Genomic DNA, 18175 nt, shown 5'->3' with positions numbered 1-18175 from the left:
CAAGGAATCGAGAGAGCGAGACCATGACCGAGATCACCAAGACCTACGACGAGTTGTCCGATTCGCAGCTGGCCGACGCGCAGCGGTTGTTCCCCGGCACGAGCCGCGATGACCCGTTTCGCTACGTGATCGTGGCCGGCAAGGTCCATCACCGGATCGGCGCGACCAAGCCGATCGCCGTTCGGATCGTCGACGACAGCGGGCCGCACTTCTTGCGCACCGATCAAGTTGTCGGCATCACGCCCCGCACGAAGTGGGGGAAAAAGGGCGTCGAGGTTCTGTTGCGTGCCGGCGCCGAGCACGAGCCCCATGCGCTCTGGCTCGCCGTCGATCCCGATTACCTGGCCCGGCAGATTGGCTGGTAACCCGACTCACTCTGACAGGAGCGCGCAATGCGCAAAGAATACGAACTGCAGACCGACGTGCTCGCGACGGTCGTCGCGGCGACCCCGGTCACGTCGAAGCACGCCGCGTTGCTGACCACGTTTGCGACGCGCACCGACTATCGCGGCGCGCGCTACGCGGTCACACGCGACGAGTTCTCTGAACGGCCGGCCCGCGTGATCGATGCAGACGGCCGCGAGATCGCAGCCGACTATCACGCGTGGATCGGCGCCCAGCTCGACGCGCACGGCGGCTCGGTGGAGGACGTGTTGCTCGCGCACCGGGATTCCGGTTACCAGTTGGTCGAGGTCCAGCCGCTGTTGCACTGCTTCGTATTTGACCGTGGCGGTGACCAGGACAATTTCGTGCAGCTCGAAATCTGGGAAGAACAGGAATTCGTCGAGCGCGAAGTGTTTCCACGCAGCACGCCGCGGCGCTTGCCGGATCTGCATGAATTGCGCTCCGGCTGGCACGACATGCCGGTCGAACGGTTCGAGCGGCGCACGCTCGGATCGCCGCGCTATCGGCTCGAGGCGGTGATCGACATGAAGCACTTTGCGGCGCTCGCCGAGACGACTTATAACGAGCGCCGGCAGCGCGATGGCGATCGGGAATTGGTCGAGCGGAACCTCGACACGGGCGAATCGCGGGTGGTCAGTGTGCGCGAGCTCACGCCGGGCTACGACAACCAACAATGGCGCGGCCGCCGCTTCTTCGACGACTGGGCTGCGTCAAGCGCCGGCCAGGCCGGCGAGCGCATCTGTCAGCGGTGGGTTTTCAGCACCCAGGACAACACCGATCCGCGTACCGGCCGGGAGATGGACTTCATACCGCGCTGGACCCACACGCGCAAGATCGCGGCGCTGAAGAACACCGCGAAGCTGGACGTGTACAGCCTGTACGGGAAGCTGACGCAGTTCGACGAGCGCATCGGCCATCGCTTCGCCTGGTACTTCTACGGTCTGCACGGCAACCTGATCCTGAGCGGGCAGATGGAGCGCGTGCTCGAGGCGGCCGAGGCGGGCCTGATCGTGCTGCCCGAGCACGACTACCGGGTGCTGCGCCGCTGGGGCGACGATCAATACGGGTTTTGAGAACAATGCCAATGAGCGCCGCCCTCGACAACTATTTCAAGCTGCGTCGCCCGTGCGAGAACTGCCCGTTCCGCAAGCACGACGCGATCATGCTCGCGCCGGGTCGCCTGGAGGGAATCATCGAACGACTGGTGCGCAACGATCACAGCACATTTCACTGCCACAAGACTGTCCACAACGCACGTACAGGCGGTGAGTGGGATGACGACGGCCACTACGTCGCAAGCGGTCAGGAAAGTATGTGCGCCGGCGCGATGATCTACCTGGAAAAGATCGGTCGATCGACCGTGGGCATGCGCTTAGGTCGCGTGTTGGGCAAGTACGATGTGGAACGCCTGTCGCCGGCATTCGGCGACGTCATTGACCCGAGAACTGACGAGGAAACTCAACGATGAAAACGTATGACGAGCAGCAGATCCTTGCGCGCCAGGTTGGTCAATGGACCGCCGAGCTGAAGCGGCTGGCCGGGCAGATCGCCGCGGCGAAAGGTGTGCCGAGCGCGATCGTGATGATCACGCCGCAGGATGAGGACTACCACGACGTTGTCCCGGAATTGATCGCCGAGGACGTGTTGCAGGTCCGTACCCATGGTTGGCCGGTCGGCTTCGACGTCGAAATTCTCAATCAGGTCGATTAGGAGTGTGCTGATGGCTCGCACTAACGAAAAGAAGCCGCCGGCGAGGCCGGCGCCACAATATGTCAACGGCGTGGTGTTCACGCTCGCCATGCGCGCGGGCGATGTCGATGTGATCGGCATACCGTTCGAGCACCGCGGACGGACTTGGGCCGTCCACGCGATTATCGGGCGCGATGATCTCCCGTGCTATGCGGTTTCCGACGTGCTGACAGGCATGCATGTGCCGAAGAGCGAGGCGTCGACCATCGATGCGTCGCGCGCGGCGGCGATTGCCACGCTCGACAACGTCACGGACGAGAGCTGGGCCAAAGCCTTCGGGTCGGCTCACACCGAGACGGTCCAGTGACACCCGGCAAGGCACCCTGAGAGCGACCCGATGCGCTACCCGAACCGAGCCACAGCGCCGCTCGAGCTGCAGACGAAAACCGAGCTGAAGCAGGCGCGGCGCAATCTGGCCGATGGCCAGGCACCGGTTGCGCACTACTGGCAGGGCCATACTTGGATCGCGCTTTACGAGCCTGCGTCGACGGTGCCGATGCGCGCGGCTCGCGCGCCGAGTCCCGCTCAAGCGGCCGCGCTCGCAGCCGGCCGGGCACTGGCGGGTACCCGGCCATGCACGATCTGCGGCACGCGCACCCTAATCGAATGGCTGGATCGACACGGATGCTGCGACGCCTGCCTTGAGGATGTCGCGCGCGAGAAGCGTGACGAAGCGGCCCGCGGCCTCCACATCACCGCGAACGAGTGGCTGGCAGCTGATCCGCTGTTCATCGACACCGAAACGACCGGCCTGGATCACCAGGCGGCGATCGTCGAGATCGCGATTCTCGATCGCGCCGGCGCCGTGCTGATCGACACGCTCGTGAAGCCTGCCATGCCGATACCTGCGGCTGCGACGGAGATCCACGGAATCACCGACGCGGACGTCGCCGGCGCGCCCGCCTGGAACACGATCGGTCCGCAGGTGGCCGAGCTGCTCGCCGGCCGACTGTTGATCGCCCACAACGGTGCGTTCGATGAGCGTTTGCTATACCAAACATCGCGATCCCACGGCGTGACGTTGCCTGCGCTGCGCGTTGAATGCACGATGGAATTGCTGAACGGCTGGGCCGGTCGCTGGCTCAGTCTGGCCGACGCCGCGCTGATGCTCGGCGCCGGGACATTCGCGGCCCGTCATCGGGCCTGTGCAGATGCCGAGCAATGCCGCCAGATCGTGCTCGCCGCGGCCCGCGCAGCACCCGTTGACGCTCGGCCCTGAAATCGATCGGCCACTGCAATAGGATCCTCAATCATGATGTCGTATCTACAGTTCACGGAACTCGCCGAGTGGCAGATTCGCGACTACCGCGCATTGTCGAATCCGGTGTATGGAAATGCGGCAGTCGCGCCAGACGTCGCGCGAACCATTGCGCGGGGCGCGTTCAACCTGTGGCGCGAGGTCGCCCGGCAGGGATTTGCGGCGGGCGAGCGGCCGACCTATGAGGCGGATGTGGTGCGCCTGGCCGCCGTGGTCGACGCTTCCCTTTCCCACCCATCTTGATCATGCGAAAAGCCACCTCCCGTAACCGCCGGCCGCTCACTCGGGCGCAGCTGCTGCCGATCCCGGCCGCCGAACTGCGTCGGATCCAGCTGACGCACCACGTTGCGCTGGCTGCACTGCGCAACGCGAGCGACGACGTCACGCAGCTGGCCACGCTCTTGAATGCGATCTACCTCGCGTACTTCCTCGACCCGAACGAGGCGGCACCCTATCGACGGGCCGAGGCGGTGCTCCACGACTGCGCCGACCGCGCCGAGCGTGGCGAGTCGGGCTCGCTGACCGACCTCGAGCGCGCCGCGGTAGAGCATGTGCTCGCGCGGCTGGACGCGCAGCTGGCCGCGGTACCGATGCATCGCTATGTCGCCGCGTTCGAGCGGCTACAGCGCGTCACCACGGCCGACACGGTCGTATCCCCCATTCCTGCGGGCTGAACCATGGCGAACCGCCCCCAGCAACTGGCCCAGATGCCGTTGCGCAGCTACAGCCGTACCGAATTCACGGCGCTGCGCGCGCGCGTGAAAGGCCTGCCGATCGAGACGATCGAGCGGCTGTACTTCGACCGCGATGCGGACGAGCCGGTCGACGTCGCGCAGTTGCTGCGCACGATGCGCGACGACCTGGTCGCGGCCGCGCTGCGCGATGGTTCGCCCGTATTGAAATCCCACCTGCAGGCGGCGATCGAGAAATACGGCGAGCCGCGCCTGACGCCCGTGTCGCTGCAGCTGATCGAGCAGGTGGCCGGGCAGTGGGCGATAGCGCTGCCGCAGTGCGATCACCCAGTAGGCCGCTGGTTCCGGCCGCTCATCGCCGCGCGCCTGGAAGGCGAGGGGATCCGCACGCTCGGCGACCTCGTCGCGTTCGTGAACCGCCGCGGCGGCCAGTGGTGGCGATCGGTGCCCCGTATCGGCGTCGGTCGCGCCCGCGTGCTGGCCGCCTGGTTGCGGCGTCACGCGTCGTCGATCGGCGCGGCCGTCGAGGTCGGCGTCGACGCCGGCGACGCGCTCGCGCCGACGGCTACAAGCGTCACCGCCGGCGCCGGGCAGCTGGCCCCGCTCGAGCGCCTGACACTTCCGGTCGAGCTGTCCGGCGCCCACGGTGCCAACCGGGCACCCGTGTTCGCGTATTTGGGCGCTTTGCACGATCTGGATGCGATACGCGCGTACCTGCACCGATACGACGATCGGCCCGCGACGCAACGGGTCTACAAGAAGGAGCTCGAGCGCCTCGTGCTGTGGTGCGTGGCGGAACGCGGCGTCGCGCTGTCGTCAATGCGGGTCGAGGATTGCGAAGCGTACAAGGCGTTTCTCGCTGCGCCGGGCGAACGCTTTACCGGACCGCCGGTCGCGCGCACGAGCCGCCAGTGGCGGCCGTTCGCGCCGGGCGGCCTGTCACCGGAAAGCCAACGCTACGCGGTGCGCACGATCCGCGCAGCCTTCACATGGCTGGTGGCAGTCCGGTACCTGGCCGGAAATCCTTGGGAGGCGGTCTCGGATCCGAGTGTGGTCAGGCGCGTGCGCAAGCTGCAGGTCGAGCGGGCGCTACCGCTCGAGCTCTGGACGCGCGTGCGCGCAACACTGGCCGAACGGAGCGAGTTGCAGGGCCCGAGTGGGCCGCGCTGGCGCGCCGCGCGGGCGCTGCTGTTGCTCATGGGGGATGGCGGCCTGCGGATCGCCGAGGCGGCCGCGGCGACGCGAGGGGCACTCGTCTGGATGCCGGCGGAGGACGACACGCCGGCCAGTTGGTTGCTCGAGGTGATTGGCAAGGGCAACAAGCAACGCTACGTGCCGATCAGCGACGAATGTGTCGACGCCCTCCGCGGGCATTGGCGCGATCGCGGTGAGGATTTCGACGCGGCAGCCGCGGCGAAGGTGCCGGACCTGCCGCTGGTGGCGCCGCTGGTCATCCCGCCGACGCCGCGGGCGCGAGAGAAATTCGGGGAATCTGTCGACAATGAGGAAGAGGGCGCAAGCGGCGTATCCGGAGGGGGATACTCGGTGCGTGGCGCGCGCGGGCTCACGAAATGGGCGGTCGCGCAGCTGCTCGACGTGATGCCGGACCTGACTGAATCGCAGCGGCGTAAGCTGGCCAGCACCTCACCCCATGCGTTCCGGCACACGGTCGGCACGCAGATGCTGGCCGCCGGTGTCGCGCTCGAGGTCGTACAGCGCACGCTCGGCCACGCGTCGCTCGGCACGACGTCGATCTACGTGTCGCCGGAAGAGGCCCGAATGCGTCGCGAGGCAGCGAAATATCATGCACGTTTGGCTCGTGACAACGGAGGACGTCGATGATGACCGATGACGAACTGCGGCAACGCCTCGGCGACCATGAAGATCAGCTGGTAGAGCGTAAATCGGAAGGCGTAAAGGGAGACGAATTGCGACAGACGCTGAGTGCCTTTGCCAACACCATTCAGTCAGGCCGCGTCGGCATTCTTTTCATTGGTGTCGCTGACAAAGGCGGCATGATCACGGGCGTAGCTAACTCCGATAGCGTCCAGAAGCGCGTGCGAGAGGCTGCCAACGACTGCTACCCACCCATCCGTAGCTACGAGTCCCATGCATTTACGATCGATGAAAAGACGGTCGTGGCGGTCGTCGTCAGCTCGAGCGACGGGCGGCCACATTTCACCGGGCCGGCATACGTTCGAGTCGGCTCAGAGTCGGTTAAGGCGTCTGCGGAGCAATTCGACAAGCTTATCGCGAGTCGCAACGAGAAGGCCGGAGCGATCCTGCGGATGAGAGATCAGCCGATCACCGTCGAAGCAATCGGCCGACGCTTCGACAATCCGACGCATGCGCCCGGCGCGCGCTCCCAGATCGAAGCGCGAATCCACGACTGTGACGCCCACACCGTGCGACTCACCGTGCTTGCGGCCGGCATGTCTGGCTGGACAATCGCTGAGCCGCTCGAGCGAGTAACGATCTGCCACGACGAGCGGCGACACAGGCCAATGCTGATTCTCCGTCCCCAGCCTTGATTGAGGCGAGGACCTCGACAGCCTACTAAGGGGGCTCTCCGACACGTCGCGCGACTTTGCAGTCACGCCAGGCCGATGCGCCAAACCTGGCTGTACACACGTTCATCGATTACCCATGGAACAGACCAAGCATAAGCCCGAGCCGGTTCAACCGGGAAATCCGCACCAGCTCACGCGAAACCAGCACATTTTCCCGCGAGCAAGCATTGAGCGGTTCCGCAATCCGAACACGGGTTTGTCGGCGCTCAGTCTTGCTGCGAAGAAGGTCATCTACAACGTCGATGCCGGGAACAAGCTCTTTTGTGCCAACCACGTGTGGGATCAGCGGGCCGAAGGGGGCTTTGGTGCAAGCATCGAAGGTGATTTTCAGTCGCTCGCCGAGCGGCTGATAAAGGGCGACACGCGGTGGCTGAGTTTGAATCACCGGCTGATCACGCGGTTCTACGCACTCTGGCAAGGGCGAGCAAGATACGCTGATAGTCCCGAACCTGCAGTCAAGTTCAATGCCGGCCGCGGCACTCCAGATCTGACCTGGGATTTTAAGGAGCGCCTGGAGGCCTGGCATACGCTCTACATTGACGAAGAGAATTCGATACCGAGTCGTCAGGCCACTGGGCTTCATATTGAACATGGGATCATGATGGCCATGAGGGAGCAGGGTGCGTTGGAGTGGCGCTTGTGCCACGCGAGCCCGGACGCGGGGGAATTTCTGGTGCCCGATACGCCAGCGAATTTCTATATTCCCCTGACGCCGACTCTGGCCTTACTCGGTGCGTCGGACATCGACGTTGCACGGCCGAACGTGATGAAGATCATCAATCTGACAGCGTTGGTGCACAGCCGTCGATTCGTCATCGCGCATGATTGGACCCGTTGCTTCGTTGCCTATAGCGGACGTCAATATATGCATTCGCGAATGCAACCGCGGTTCAGCGTCAATCTCTTTCCTGACGACTGCGTGGCCGCAGCCGACGCAACGTGATCGAAGGAAAACATGACCACCATTGAACAAGAACAATTCCGGCTACATGTGCCGTTTGAGATGCGCGGCGGCGACTTTTCGCAGGCCGCCGGTGCTTCCGTGACGCTATTCGGACATCGCGCGACTTTGTTTGCGGCTCCTGCCATCGGCGAACCGACCGATATGGCCAGAGAGTGGACCCACTGGCTGTTGTTCGACGCGATGAACGAGTCAGACGCTCAGCGCCTCATAGAAACCCTTCGTGCGCGAATCCCAGCCTTCTCGGTATTTGCGGGCGCCGTTGGGAATGTTGTTCTGAGCATTCCGGCTTCCGAGCCGCAAAAAGCACAGACGTCTGCGGTAGGGCGAGCGATCTTTAACGGGCCCGAGATCACACTGGTTCCTGCCGATCAGATTTCCTCTCCGCTGTGGGCTGGCGGGTATGGAACGGTCCGCTATTCCGCCGGCTTATTGGAAGGGCTCAATCAGTGCCCGCCCGTTTCCGACGAGCGGTTGTTGGCTGCCTTGGAACTATGGATGGTGGCAAGTTACGAGAATCTGCCGCGGACGAAGTTCTTGACGTACATGACGATCCTCGATTCCCTGTCAACGCAGGCAAAGCGAGACGAGAACGTTGTCCGATGGATCGAGGAGAAGATTCGAGAGGCGAATGATCTGGGTGATCCGGGTATCGTAGGGGCATTGGGGAACCTCAAGCGGGTATCCCATAAAGCGGCGCTCCGCGCGCTGGTGATTCGTGCGGCTGATCAGGCAGGACAATCCCGACCAGACGCCGCTGAGAAGGCGAAGTTGGCCGCTACGCTGTATGACGCCCGATCCGAACTCTCCCATCAAGGTGCTGCGGGGACGATCGATGCCGAGCGGGCGCGCGAGCTCACCGCATTTGTCTTACGCGCCGCGATCGTGTCACCCTCAATCCTCGATGTCCATGAGCCGGAGCATCAAGGCGGCCTATAAAATTCGCATCGAAGCGAGCGTGTCGACGCGCTGCATGTGAAATTGCTCGCGATCGTCGGGTTCCAGTGCGAAGCGTCCGCACGAGACGATACGCAGCGGAGGGAACCCCGGACACCCATGCCGGGGCCGTGGCACAACACGACCTATACAATCACCCGAGGGACCACACATGAACAGCCTGACCTACGAACAGATCACCAAACGCGCCGAGCGCGAGATCCAAGACGCGATGCAGCGTGCCGCCAGTTGCGAATTCGGCAGCTATGGTCTGGGGCTCGCGGTGGGGGAGGCCCGTGGCGCATTCGCGCTGTGGGAGGCGCTCGTTGACAATCAGGGGGCATCGCAGTCCGCCGAAGCACGCGCGGATCGTTTCCGCCTCGAAAAGATCGCATACGCGAAGCTGACGCCAGCTGCATGAGGGCGCTATGCGACAACCGAACGATTATTCCCTCACCGGCCGCGCCGAACAGCACATCGCGACCGTCAGCAGTCTTGCGAGTTACCTTCAGGCGATTAACCGGCACGTTGACGGCGGTACGAAGTTCCTGTTCCGAGGTCAGCGCGAGGAGCAGTGGGTGCTGAAGCCGAGCATCGCGCGACACCCGCGCGTGTGGGCGGACACCGAGCAGGCGATGTTGCGGGAGTTCAAAGAACGGGCGATACCGCATCTCGAATCGACCGTCGATCTCGGCGATGCGGATTGGCTGGCGATCGCGCAACATCACAATATGCCGACCCGCTTGCTCGACTGGAGCGGGAGTGCGCTTGCCGCGCTCTGGTTCGCGATTCATCAGCCCGCGGCGCCATCGAAGGGGCGCCGACGCGCCCCGGACGCCGCAGTCTGGATCCTGCGCTACACCGGACAGGATCTGATCCGTGATTACGAGCGGGCAGATGCTCTCTCGGTTGAGCGTACGCCGCTTCTCAAGCCGCGGCACGTGTCCCGTCGGATTGCGGCACAGGATGGATGGTTCAGTCTGCATCGGGCTCACGCCAACGACGCGGGGATCAGTTTCGTCTCGCTCGACTCGAATCAGGCGTATAAGGACCGACTGCACTACGTGAGGATCCCGGCGCGTGCGTTCGGGCGAATGCGCACGGAGCTCAAGATCGCCGGCGTCAGCCGCGCCGTGCTGTTTCCCGATCTCGAAGGAGTGGCCGGCGTTGTGACGGCGATGCACCTCTATCCCGACGACGAGATCCCCGCGCGTCTGGGTTCCCTATAGTGATGCAATCGGGGGAGCGAGATTGATCTCGCAGGTTGAGGCGGATGGGATTCGGTTGCTGCGCTGCTGTAATGTTGCGCCCCTTACGCGGGCCGGTCGAGCGCGTACCGCTGTCGGGTATCGACTGGGGTGCTGACGTACTGAAGCGATGGCCCGACAAGAACGCCGACCAGCAGCCGACAAACAAGTGCCCGCATTTCCAGTGGCACGTTGCCTCTATAAGCGTTGGGAACGCCGCCGCCGTAAATCGCGAATCCCAACGGGACATTGAAGAAGAGCCCTTCGTGGATGGCGTCGTTGCGGACGATCGATAGTGGCGACGACTTTTTTTCGACTTTGGCCCATTCGGGTACGGGAACAGTAAATTTCTCGCACATCCACTGGATACGCGCAGCGTGACCAGAACGGGATGGCGGGGTATCGTTGACTGTCATCAGCTTGTAGCACGCGTCCAGGGCCATGTAGAGATACTGAAATCGTTCGAAGTCCAGACTCTGCGGATACTGTGCCAAGAACAGTGCATGTATGACTGCTGGGAGGATCTTGTATGCGGGCGGCGTCTTTCGATAAGCGTCCAAGAAATTCAGCGCAATCACGATGACGTCCTCGACGGTGTATCGACCCAGAGAAAAGTCGACGAGTTTGCCTGGCTCGACAGGCGTTGCGTCGAGGAAGCCTGCCTCTGTTGTGGTCAGTCGCATGCCGATGAAAAACGATAGACACCAGACGACTAACTCGAGGTGATCGCGACTCTCACATTTTTTAATTGTGAGCACATGGGTCTTCGGTAACGGGAAGACGCGCGCGCTGTATGGCATCACGGTGACGTTGCCTGTCATGAAATCCCGAACCTGCTCTGCGCCCGCATAGATCCAACCGCTGTGGACGTTTTCGTTCTCGGCTACGTCTGCGACGCGACTGTCAAGATCGGGGAGCGTTTCCACCGAGAAGCGACCGTTCTGGATGTCGCAGCGCACTGGATAGTAGCCGAATTGGGCAGCGAGACCGCGCGCCCTGGCGCATGCAACCTGTTGTGTCATCGTACGCACGTCCACGGCCTCCGCTGATGGCAAGCCTCGATCGAGAAACCAATATCTTAACGTCTGAGCTGGAAGGCCGGCCACGAAGGTCATCACCACGCGGCGTGCGGAATTTCCGGCGCATAGGTGTCGCCGTATCCACGCTATTCTTTAGACTTTTCCTCATCATTGGACGTGTGAAATGACGTGGCCGATCCGACGACCCTCTCGTCAGCAGAAGCTGGCGTTCCAACACGCGTATCGCGTATGGCGGGCAGAGCAACTGAGCGCGATCAGCAGTAAGGCCGCCGCCGCCGATCGGTCAACGTCGTTCTGGTATGAAAACGATGAGGACGAAAGACCGCTACACCCATGGCGCCAGGCGCGCCACGGCCTCGAGGCACTCCGCGATAAAATCGTGTTTGAATTGCGCTGGAAGCCGAACCCGGAACATATGCCCATGATGCGCAAGGCGTTGGGGATCCCGGCTTATGTACCCATGGCGCGACCCTTGTGGTTGATTCTGCTGTCGGGGCTAGTCACGCCGTACATCCCGACCCGTGTGCGACTGCTGGCTGGTCGGGCGCTGCTTAGGCGCATACGCTCGTATTTGGGCCGCGCGTATGTATTCGAACGCCACGTCGCACCGGTGTGGCCGATCCGGTCGTCCTACTCCAGTGGCATCGATCGCACCTTACGTGCATTGCCTCTCGCCCGCCGTGCGTCGGCTTACGACGGCCTGCTCGGGTTGGAGCGCACCGACATCGATGTGCTGATGCGGCTTGGTCTGAACGATGTCACCGCCATTCCCGACACGTGGCACGCCGTCCGTCGAACATATGAGCAAGACGTGGTTCACGCTTTGATCGACGAGGGCATCCTTGAACGACTGGGCGACCTCCGTTGGCTGCCCACCCGCAACTCGTACTACTCCGACACCACCCTGAAAATCGACGTCGGTGATCTGCGCGAGATGGCGCGCGTGTTGAAGTCGGCAGGTATGCCGAAGTCGCGAATCCCCGAGATCCTCAACCACCCCTACAGCTTCAACGCGGTTCGACTATCGTTCGTCCTGTCATTGTGTCACGCCCGTGGCCTTGTCGATGTCGCGGGCCTCTTTGATGCAGTTGGACGTCGGCTTTGGGATACCGAAATTGACCATTGGCATTTCATCCTCGACACAATCGGCGCGCGGACCGCTGACGACATCCAGCGCTTCCGAACGTTGCTAGATCTCACGCATGCAGCACCCGTCGAAGTGGTGACCTGGATGCGCGCGCACGGTGCCTCGCTCGATGATCTGGTCGACGCGCGAGAGTTTCTGGTACAGGTCGCGAAGTCCAACACGGCGTCCGTCGCGCATCTCGATTGTCTGGTGGGCGCCGGGCTGACTCCGGCTGATATCGCGCACAACCAGAACTACGTCTTGCATGGTCGCGATGAACTCCTCAAACAGTACCTCGACGTCATCGCCCGACATGGTTACGACGATCGCGCTTCGATTGCCGCCTTTCATTCAGCCTATCCCGTCGTTTCTTGCTGGTCTCTGGACAAATTGCTGACCGTGGTTGGACCGTTGAATAACCGGGGCGCGGCAGCGGAGGTGGCAAATTGGGCGGTGCGCGCGCATCGCCGCGGGAACGTTGAATCGTTGGAATACCTCGCCGAGCGGATGCCGGCAAAGACTCTTGACGCATTGAATCAACGGCTATTCGCGATGGACATAGGTCCCGCGTTGCTGCGCTATGTGGTCGAGGAGCAAGGTTTGACCGATATTCGGGCACTGTACGACTGGTTTTATGCCGACGCTTGGGGCGTAAAAGATTATGCTGGTCCGCGGATCCTCGACGACGCGGAGCGTGTCCTGATCGAAGATGCCTTTCGACGCAGGAATTTCGCGGTCCTAGAGGGAAATCGAAAATGTCTCGCGGACGTCGTTTCTGCTCGCGTTCGCCCACTCATCGCGTCGCCCGTCGACCGTACCGACGAAAGTTGGGAGGCGTATCACAAAGCGCGTCGCCAGGCTGAGTTCCGTGAACGGGAGGCACTCAAGCCGTTTCTGCCTGTCATGCTGAACGCAACGCATGGCGTGCTGCTGCGCAGCTTGCTGGAAACCACGTCGCAGGCGGAGTCGTCAATGTCGGCGCTGCTGTCGGTCTTCCGGCCGCTGATCGCAGAGACAGCGCGTGGAAGAGGGCCAACCGGTCCGGTGCTCTCGGACCTGGAAGCGGAAGCGATCGCCTTGACGTATGGCGTGGCGGCCACCTCGGTTCAGGAGTATTGGACCCGCGTACGCGTCGACGACACCCCATGGCAGCGGTGGTATCGCGACGAGCCTTACCTGATGCGTTGGCAGCGCAACACGTTTCGCGTCAGCCGGCCGCTCGACCACGCTGGATTGGCAGCGCTCGCCGTTGCCGCCCGGTTTGCGCGCCGATTCTCCGAAGCGGACATCAGTGTGTTTGACGCGGCCAAGCACCTTCGCGGCAGCCTGTTAGCCAATCCGCTTGCCGACCAGCACATGCTGCATCGTCATCTCGGCGTCCTGCTTGCCGCCGCCGCCGCCGATGAGCAGGTTAAAGAATGGGTGACGCGGCGGCTAGAGGCGATGTCCGATCTCGATGACGAAAGCGCGGTCGCTCATCGCGAAATCGGTGAATTGCATGACTTCTTCCGAATCGTCCTACCGGACGCGCTCGATGCCGGACAGGAACAATTCGTCTCGAGGTTGAGCGCGACGGAGGCACGCGATCTCTCGTTGCGTCTGGACAAGAGCACGAGCGAGGACGCGGACGCCCATGCGATGTTAGTCAATGCGCTCGCGCGAACACGCCAGAAGGTTTTGCAGGTTTACCGTGGTTGGAGCGAGCGGGAGAAGCGGAAATTTAAGACGCAGCGCGATGCAGCGCATCAGTCGACGCTCCATGCCTTTGTCTCCAAGCGGCCAGCCGCCTTCTTCGCGAAACAGGCGATGGGACTCTGCAGCGGCGGCAACACGACGATGTGGGCTGAGACTCGTCACGCGCATCTGGTGGTCTTCGATCCAATGACCGGCCAGCTCGCCGGGATGGCGCTGCTGTATTCGGAGATCGTAGACGCTATCGATTCGATGCGTCCGTCGCTGATTATTCGTGCTATCAACCCGACTGTATCGATGGTTGCCAGCCATGAACCCAATTCGGTAGTGGATGCGTACTTCGATCTTGCGATTGATCTCGCTCGTGAACACGGTCTGGCGAGTGTCGTCTTCCCGCCGCACAGCGGACAGGACTTCATGTCGAACCGTGCTGACATCGGTAGCGCCATTCGTAAGCGATACGAGGGGAGGTCGGTGCCGTACTATCGGTCTCAGAAGGAGGGCGAGACGGGGACGTCATGGCGGGACCAACCACGGGAGATTCCGCACGCGTTCAGCGCGTATGAGGAGGGAAGCGGACGCGTCAGCACTCTCTATGTGATATGGCGAGCGAGCGAGCCGGCACGTCAGGCCGAGGACCCTGCTGAAGCCCTGACCGTTTGAGCGATATCGCCGGACCTTGTCAGTTCGGCAATGGCAGCGGCAATTCTCTCGTTAGACCCGCGCGTCCGGCGCATCGCGCGGATCGTGTCTGGTTCTTCTTCGTGCTGACTCGTGACGGTGCCCGTCTTGCAGAGGAAATACTGCGCGCGGCACCAGTCAACCCACAACCTGGGATGCTGCTGACCTCACGCCGCTTCTTCGCCCGGCCACCAAGGCTGCGGTACCCGGTCGATCCGGTAGTCGTCAAGGTTCTTGCCGACGAGCCACTTCGGCCGCGGGCCGCGCCCCGACCAGCTGCGACCCGACGACGGGTCGTAGAATTGGGCGGCCGCGCGGCGGCGCTTCGGCTGCAGATAGCCTAGTGCCGACAGCACTTCCTGCTGGGTAATGTCGTACAGCGTGACCTGTTCCTTGAAGGCGGCCAGCGCGGCCTTTTTTTCCTGCGCCCGGACGCGGGCCAGTTCGATATTCAGCGCGTCGAGTTCGGCGCGGAGGGCGGGCAGGGTAGGGGCGTCCATGACTTTCAGTGGTGAACCGCGTTGGATCAAACGTCGATATACGAGACCGATTGCGAGGCGACCAGGCGAGGCGGTGTCGGGCACTGACACACGCACAGATCATCGCTCAACGCTGCTTCTCGTCCGTCCGGCCCCGTGGTGGATATCCGCGGACCGGTGCACTCGATTTTACCCAACGTCTTGCAGACAGGGCACCACACCGGATCGCGCTCGTAGGCCTGTTCGCGACCGCCGATCAGATCGGCGCTATCGCCGCCTTGGACGATACCGCCGAGGGTCGTCGTGTCACCTTTCACTATGTCGTATCGTCGCATGGCGGGCCCGCTTAGACTGCACCTGGTCGGAGACGTAGGCTGTTCAGCAACGTCTCCCACGTTTGCAGTGCGCCGGCTTCATCGACCGGTGACGTTGCCTCGTCGGGCGTCAAATCGGGGCTGCTCGCACCGAGCAGCAACTGAATAGCCGTATGCGGTTTCGCCACTGTGCTCGGATCGCCCGGCGCGAGCAGGTAGAAGCGATAGGACGTAATCTCGCCTTCCTTCAGCGCGAACAGCACTTCCTCGGCATCCATCCCGGCCACCGTGCGCTTGCCTTGTCGCAGAATGCGGTAGCTGCCGCTCGAGATGCGATCCATCTTCGAGCGCAGCTCAGGAAGAGTCTTTGTCAGTGGCGACTTCTGGTCGACGTCGACGGCATCACGCATCTGGATCACCAGCAGCGCCGGTCGCCCTGGCATCAGTGCAAACGACTGGCTGACCTCCTCGGTGTAGGTTGACGACCCCGTGGCGATTCCGCCGTCGAAGCAGAATCCCGTTTCGGTTGGGACCGACCAGTTATCGCGTGTCTTGATGCGACGATAGAGGTCAGAATACACAGGCTCGAACTTGTCCAAGCCACCTGAGCCAAATGACCCAGTTGTATGGAACAAGGTGTTGTTTTCGTAAATATAACCATCCGTATCAAAGGGCAATTTCGCAGCCTTTGCGATTCCCTCTTGATAAGCGAAAACCTTTGAAGTCTTTGTCGGAGAAAATGCTTTCTCAAGCCAGACAGGGCTCGATTGACTTCTTGGATTTGCAGGATCAAATCGTCTTTCAGTGCGGTATTTTTTTTCCGCGGCGTCGACTTTGGCTTGATACTCGCCAGGAGATGCATTGTGCTGCGTCTCTAGTTTGTTCCCCCAAAATGCGTATCGTTGATTGGTAATTTTGCTTGCCACTGGCCGGTCAAATACGAAGCGCCCGATGCACCACGGGCGCGGCTTGGACAGCAAGGGATTCGTCATCGTTGGTTCACCTGAAAACGTAATCGAACAGGCGCACACGCCCGCCACTAAAACGAGGAGTCGGCCAATACGCGTCAGCATGCCGGTGCATCCTTCGCGATTTGCACGATGCTGTAGAGCAGCGCCCAGCGCGCCCATGGATGTTTATAGCTGTCCTGATGCACATAGCCTCCTTGGTCAAAGACCATTTGTATTCCGCGGGCCGCGCCACCCTCCGCGCTGTGCGCGGGGGCTTCGGCCGACCAGACCGGCACAGTTCCATCACCCGGCACGATGCCATTTTTTTGTGGATCGGGCGCGTCGCTGCCTGGAGGGAGTTTCGCTACCTTCTGCACCTCGAATTCGATGGTGACATTGCGCGAGTCCAGGTGTACGCGCAGCGTCCCGGTGTGGGAGTCGTCGTGTTTCTCGCCCAGGAACCGCGCGGCGCGCAGTTCTTCCTCCGTCACGTCGGGCGGTATATTCCCTTTCCAGATCACCGTACCCCATGCCAACAGATCGTCGAGCTTCTCGCTTTTCTCCATCTTGGGTTTGGCGTTCCCCTCACTCGATGCGGTTGATGCCTTGGGTGTCAGTGCTCCATCCCCATATGCTACGTATGTTTTATCGTGGTATGTATCTTTTATTTTTTCCTGATTGCGCACTACAAAAAGCATCGTTTTCGCAAAGTTCTCAGAAAGGGACATTTTTACTGGCTGGTTATCGAGTCGCTTTTGGACGATGCCAGCCGGGTCGAGCAACGAAGTCGATTGCTCCGGTACTAAGCCGTACCATTTTTGGTTTATGTACACCTCGTTGTATACGTCGCCCTGCTGCGGGAGCTTCATCACCGGGGTGCCATCGAGCCGGGCAAAGATCCACCACGGATCGCCATTGTGGTAATCGGGCATCGGGAGCAATTCCAGCGGCCCCGGCGCGTTCGCGGCCACTGCCACAAACTCGTCCGCATCACTTCCGAGCAGGGCGCCATTGATGAAACCGTTTATCCCGCCCTCGCTGCCGCCTCCGGTGCGGAACCGCTTCGCTGCAATCGGTGCGCCGGTCGCCGGCAGTACGTTATGGAAAACGCCGTGCATTAGGCCCGCTGCGCCATGCATCGCAATTGCCATACGCGCGACTAGCCCGCCCATCGAGTGCGTCAGGATGATTGCCTTGCCACTATGGTTTTCGGCGATGATCTCCTTGATGCCCATCAAGCGCATCTTCTTGCCGGTTTTCTTGTCCTCGACGTCCAATCCTTCGATCACGTCTTTTGCCGACTTCTCATTCGATTGCAGCCAGTTGTAGCCGATCGCATACACGCGGTACCGGTATTTCGCGAAGTGCTCGAACTCGGCACACTCTTCCGTGATCGCCTGGCCGCGTTTTTGCGCGCCGGCGTCGGTCGCCCCGTAGTCGGCCGGCTCGGTGCCGAGCACGGGCTTGAGCGTCCACTCCGTGCCGTCGGGGTCGGTTTCGATCCAAGCCCCCTTGTGCTTACCCATATACTTTGGCTCGTTCAGTTGCTCCTCGAGCCACGCCAGCATCGGTTGATAGCTCGATCGATACACCGAGCCCCAGCCGCGTCGACGTGCCTCTGCCTCGTCGACATACTGATCTTCCTTGTCATCCTTTTGGAGCTTGCCGGCGCGGATGGGACCAAACGGGGTCACCTGGGCTACGGTCGGATCGTACAGCGTTTCCCGTGTGGACGCGCCCCTGAACCACATGCCGAGCAGAGCCGGTAATGCGCCTGCTTTCCCGAGCATGCCGTCCGTGTTCGGCGGAAAAAAAATATCTTCGCCGGTGTCCTTGTTGACCAAGGGCGAGCCCATCACGCCCGGGAGGAAGATCACCGGAATGATCGGTCGTACGTCGCACAGCAGTTCCTTTTGCCGCGTGTCGCTTGCCGGCGTCAGCGTGAAGTGCCCGACCGACGCGCCGTCCTTGTCCGTGCGACCAACCTGTCGCACCACTTGTTCGGTGTCGTCGCTAAAGTCCGAGTTGCCGCCGCTTTGATTTGTGTTATCGCTCATTGTCGTTCGTCAAATTCG

At 62.0% G+C, this 18175-nt stretch carries 20 protein-coding genes; 15 read left to right on the top strand and 5 right to left on the bottom strand.

Annotation, left to right across the window (positions count from 1 at the left end; genetic code table 11):
• The first annotated feature begins 23 nt into the window (after positions 1-23).
• The 14 genes from SY91_RS34295 (at position 24) to SY91_RS34230 (ending at position 9800) form a co-directional block, all read left to right on the top strand.
• Positions 24-365 (top strand): hypothetical protein, encoded by a 342-nt coding sequence (locus tag SY91_RS34295; protein ID WP_041489701.1) that lies wholly within the window; start codon positions 24-26, stop codon positions 363-365.
• Between the two features lie 27 nt (positions 366-392).
• Complete coding sequence (locus SY91_RS34290) at positions 393-1478, top strand: hypothetical protein (protein ID WP_011695147.1); 1086 nt, start codon at positions 393-395, stop codon at positions 1476-1478.
• A 5-nt stretch (positions 1479-1483) separates the two neighbouring features.
• Positions 1484-1873 carry a hypothetical protein gene (locus SY91_RS34285; protein ID WP_011695148.1) on the top strand — a complete coding sequence of 130 codons (390 nt, stop codon included), beginning with the start codon at positions 1484-1486 and terminating at the stop codon, positions 1871-1873.
• The gene (locus SY91_RS34280) at positions 1870-2115 is read left to right on the top strand and encodes a hypothetical protein (RefSeq protein ID WP_011695149.1); all 246 of its coding nucleotides are present in this window, start codon (positions 1870-1872) and stop codon (positions 2113-2115) included. The genes SY91_RS34285 and SY91_RS34280 overlap by 4 nt, the downstream gene beginning before the upstream one ends.
• A gap of 10 nt (positions 2116-2125) precedes the next feature.
• Positions 2126-2461, top strand: coding sequence for a hypothetical protein (locus SY91_RS34275; protein WP_011695150.1), 336 nt, complete (start codon positions 2126-2128; stop codon positions 2459-2461).
• Positions 2462-2491: 30 nt separating this feature from the next.
• On the top strand, positions 2492-3373 hold the full coding sequence (locus SY91_RS34270) for a 3'-5' exonuclease (RefSeq protein ID WP_011695151.1): 882 nt from the start codon (positions 2492-2494) through the stop codon (positions 3371-3373).
• A gap of 33 nt (positions 3374-3406) precedes the next feature.
• Positions 3407-3655, top strand: coding sequence for a hypothetical protein (locus SY91_RS34265; RefSeq protein ID WP_011695152.1), 249 nt, complete (start codon positions 3407-3409; stop codon positions 3653-3655).
• Positions 3656-3657: 2 nt separating this feature from the next.
• Entirely contained in the window at positions 3658-4086 is a 429-nt protein-coding gene (locus tag SY91_RS34260) for a hypothetical protein (protein WP_185921523.1), read from the top strand.
• Between the two features lie 3 nt (positions 4087-4089).
• Positions 4090-5946 (top strand): phage integrase family protein, encoded by a 1857-nt coding sequence (locus tag SY91_RS34255; protein WP_011695154.1) that lies wholly within the window; start codon positions 4090-4092, stop codon positions 5944-5946.
• Positions 5943-6635: a helix-turn-helix domain-containing protein gene (locus tag SY91_RS34250; RefSeq protein WP_011695155.1), complete on the top strand. Its 693-nt coding sequence runs from the start codon at positions 5943-5945 to the stop codon at positions 6633-6635. The genes SY91_RS34255 and SY91_RS34250 overlap by 4 nt, the downstream gene beginning before the upstream one ends.
• Positions 6636-6750: 115 nt before the next feature.
• The gene (locus tag SY91_RS34245; RefSeq protein ID WP_011695156.1) at positions 6751-7617 is read left to right on the top strand and encodes a DUF4238 domain-containing protein; all 867 of its coding nucleotides are present in this window, start codon (positions 6751-6753) and stop codon (positions 7615-7617) included.
• Between the two features lie 12 nt (positions 7618-7629).
• Positions 7630-8574, top strand: coding sequence for a hypothetical protein (locus SY91_RS34240; RefSeq protein WP_011695157.1), 945 nt, complete (start codon positions 7630-7632; stop codon positions 8572-8574).
• A 169-nt stretch (positions 8575-8743) separates the two neighbouring features.
• Complete coding sequence (locus tag SY91_RS34235) at positions 8744-8992, top strand: hypothetical protein (RefSeq protein ID WP_011695158.1); 249 nt, start codon at positions 8744-8746, stop codon at positions 8990-8992.
• A 7-nt stretch (positions 8993-8999) separates the two neighbouring features.
• On the top strand, positions 9000-9800 hold the full coding sequence (locus SY91_RS34230) for an FRG domain-containing protein (RefSeq protein ID WP_011695159.1): 801 nt from the start codon (positions 9000-9002) through the stop codon (positions 9798-9800).
• Positions 9801-9883: 83 nt separating this feature from the next.
• On the opposite strand, the gene SY91_RS34225 is transcribed toward SY91_RS34230, so the two are convergent.
• Positions 9884-10840, bottom strand: a complete 957-nt coding sequence (locus tag SY91_RS34225) for a hypothetical protein (protein ID WP_041489723.1) — start codon at positions 10838-10840, stop codon at positions 9884-9886.
• A gap of 181 nt (positions 10841-11021) precedes the next feature.
• Between SY91_RS34225 and SY91_RS34220 the strand changes: the two genes are divergently transcribed.
• Entirely contained in the window at positions 11022-14339 is a 3318-nt protein-coding gene (locus SY91_RS34220) for a hypothetical protein (RefSeq protein WP_011695161.1), read from the top strand.
• 185 nt (positions 14340-14524) lie between these two features.
• On the opposite strand, the gene SY91_RS34215 is transcribed toward SY91_RS34220, so the two are convergent.
• From SY91_RS34215 to SY91_RS34200, 4 genes are all read right to left on the bottom strand, one after another.
• Positions 14525-14857 (bottom strand): H-NS family nucleoid-associated regulatory protein, encoded by a 333-nt coding sequence (locus SY91_RS34215; RefSeq protein WP_011695162.1) that lies wholly within the window; start codon positions 14855-14857, stop codon positions 14525-14527.
• A 26-nt stretch (positions 14858-14883) separates the two neighbouring features.
• Positions 14884-15171 (bottom strand): PAAR domain-containing protein, encoded by a 288-nt coding sequence (locus SY91_RS34210; RefSeq protein WP_011695163.1) that lies wholly within the window; start codon positions 15169-15171, stop codon positions 14884-14886.
• Positions 15172-15182: 11 nt separating this feature from the next.
• Positions 15183-16142: a T6SS immunity protein Tli4 family protein gene (locus tag SY91_RS34205; protein ID WP_185921534.1), complete on the bottom strand. Its 960-nt coding sequence runs from the start codon at positions 16140-16142 to the stop codon at positions 15183-15185.
• Between the two features lie 74 nt (positions 16143-16216).
• The gene (locus tag SY91_RS34200; RefSeq protein WP_011695165.1) at positions 16217-18157 is read right to left on the bottom strand and encodes an esterase/lipase family protein; all 1941 of its coding nucleotides are present in this window, start codon (positions 18155-18157) and stop codon (positions 16217-16219) included.
• Between the last annotated feature and the right edge of the window lie 18 nt (positions 18158-18175).

The sequence above is a fragment of the Burkholderia cenocepacia genome (assembly GCF_014211915.1).
GTDB lineage: Bacteria > Pseudomonadota > Gammaproteobacteria > Burkholderiales > Burkholderiaceae > Burkholderia > Burkholderia orbicola.
This window is presented reverse-complemented; position numbering and strand designations above follow the sequence as displayed.

Coding starts and splice junctions, on each gene's coding strand:
- SY91_RS34295 (WP_041489701.1), top strand. CDS start 24: ATGACCGAGATCACCAAGACCTACGACGAGTTGTCCGATTCGCAGCTG.
- SY91_RS34290 (WP_011695147.1), top strand. CDS start 393: ATGCGCAAAGAATACGAACTGCAGACCGACGTGCTCGCGACGGTCGTC.
- SY91_RS34285 (WP_011695148.1), top strand. CDS start 1,484: ATGCCAATGAGCGCCGCCCTCGACAACTATTTCAAGCTGCGTCGCCCG.
- SY91_RS34280 (WP_011695149.1), top strand. CDS start 1,870: ATGAAAACGTATGACGAGCAGCAGATCCTTGCGCGCCAGGTTGGTCAA.
- SY91_RS34275 (WP_011695150.1), top strand. CDS start 2,126: ATGGCTCGCACTAACGAAAAGAAGCCGCCGGCGAGGCCGGCGCCACAA.
- SY91_RS34270 (WP_011695151.1), top strand. CDS start 2,492: ATGCGCTACCCGAACCGAGCCACAGCGCCGCTCGAGCTGCAGACGAAA.
- SY91_RS34265 (WP_011695152.1), top strand. CDS start 3,407: ATGATGTCGTATCTACAGTTCACGGAACTCGCCGAGTGGCAGATTCGC.
- SY91_RS34260 (WP_185921523.1), top strand. CDS start 3,658: ATGCGAAAAGCCACCTCCCGTAACCGCCGGCCGCTCACTCGGGCGCAG.
- SY91_RS34255 (WP_011695154.1), top strand. CDS start 4,090: ATGGCGAACCGCCCCCAGCAACTGGCCCAGATGCCGTTGCGCAGCTAC.
- SY91_RS34250 (WP_011695155.1), top strand. CDS start 5,943: ATGATGACCGATGACGAACTGCGGCAACGCCTCGGCGACCATGAAGAT.
- SY91_RS34245 (WP_011695156.1), top strand. CDS start 6,751: ATGGAACAGACCAAGCATAAGCCCGAGCCGGTTCAACCGGGAAATCCG.
- SY91_RS34240 (WP_011695157.1), top strand. CDS start 7,630: ATGACCACCATTGAACAAGAACAATTCCGGCTACATGTGCCGTTTGAG.
- SY91_RS34235 (WP_011695158.1), top strand. CDS start 8,744: ATGAACAGCCTGACCTACGAACAGATCACCAAACGCGCCGAGCGCGAG.
- SY91_RS34230 (WP_011695159.1), top strand. CDS start 9,000: ATGCGACAACCGAACGATTATTCCCTCACCGGCCGCGCCGAACAGCAC.
- SY91_RS34225 (WP_041489723.1), bottom strand. CDS start 10,840: ATGACACAACAGGTTGCATGCGCCAGGGCGCGCGGTCTCGCTGCCCAA.
- SY91_RS34220 (WP_011695161.1), top strand. CDS start 11,022: ATGACGTGGCCGATCCGACGACCCTCTCGTCAGCAGAAGCTGGCGTTC.
- SY91_RS34215 (WP_011695162.1), bottom strand. CDS start 14,857: ATGGACGCCCCTACCCTGCCCGCCCTCCGCGCCGAACTCGACGCGCTG.
- SY91_RS34210 (WP_011695163.1), bottom strand. CDS start 15,171: ATGCGACGATACGACATAGTGAAAGGTGACACGACGACCCTCGGCGGT.
- SY91_RS34205 (WP_185921534.1), bottom strand. CDS start 16,142: ATGACGAATCCCTTGCTGTCCAAGCCGCGCCCGTGGTGCATCGGGCGC.
- SY91_RS34200 (WP_011695165.1), bottom strand. CDS start 18,157: ATGAGCGATAACACAAATCAAAGCGGCGGCAACTCGGACTTTAGCGAC.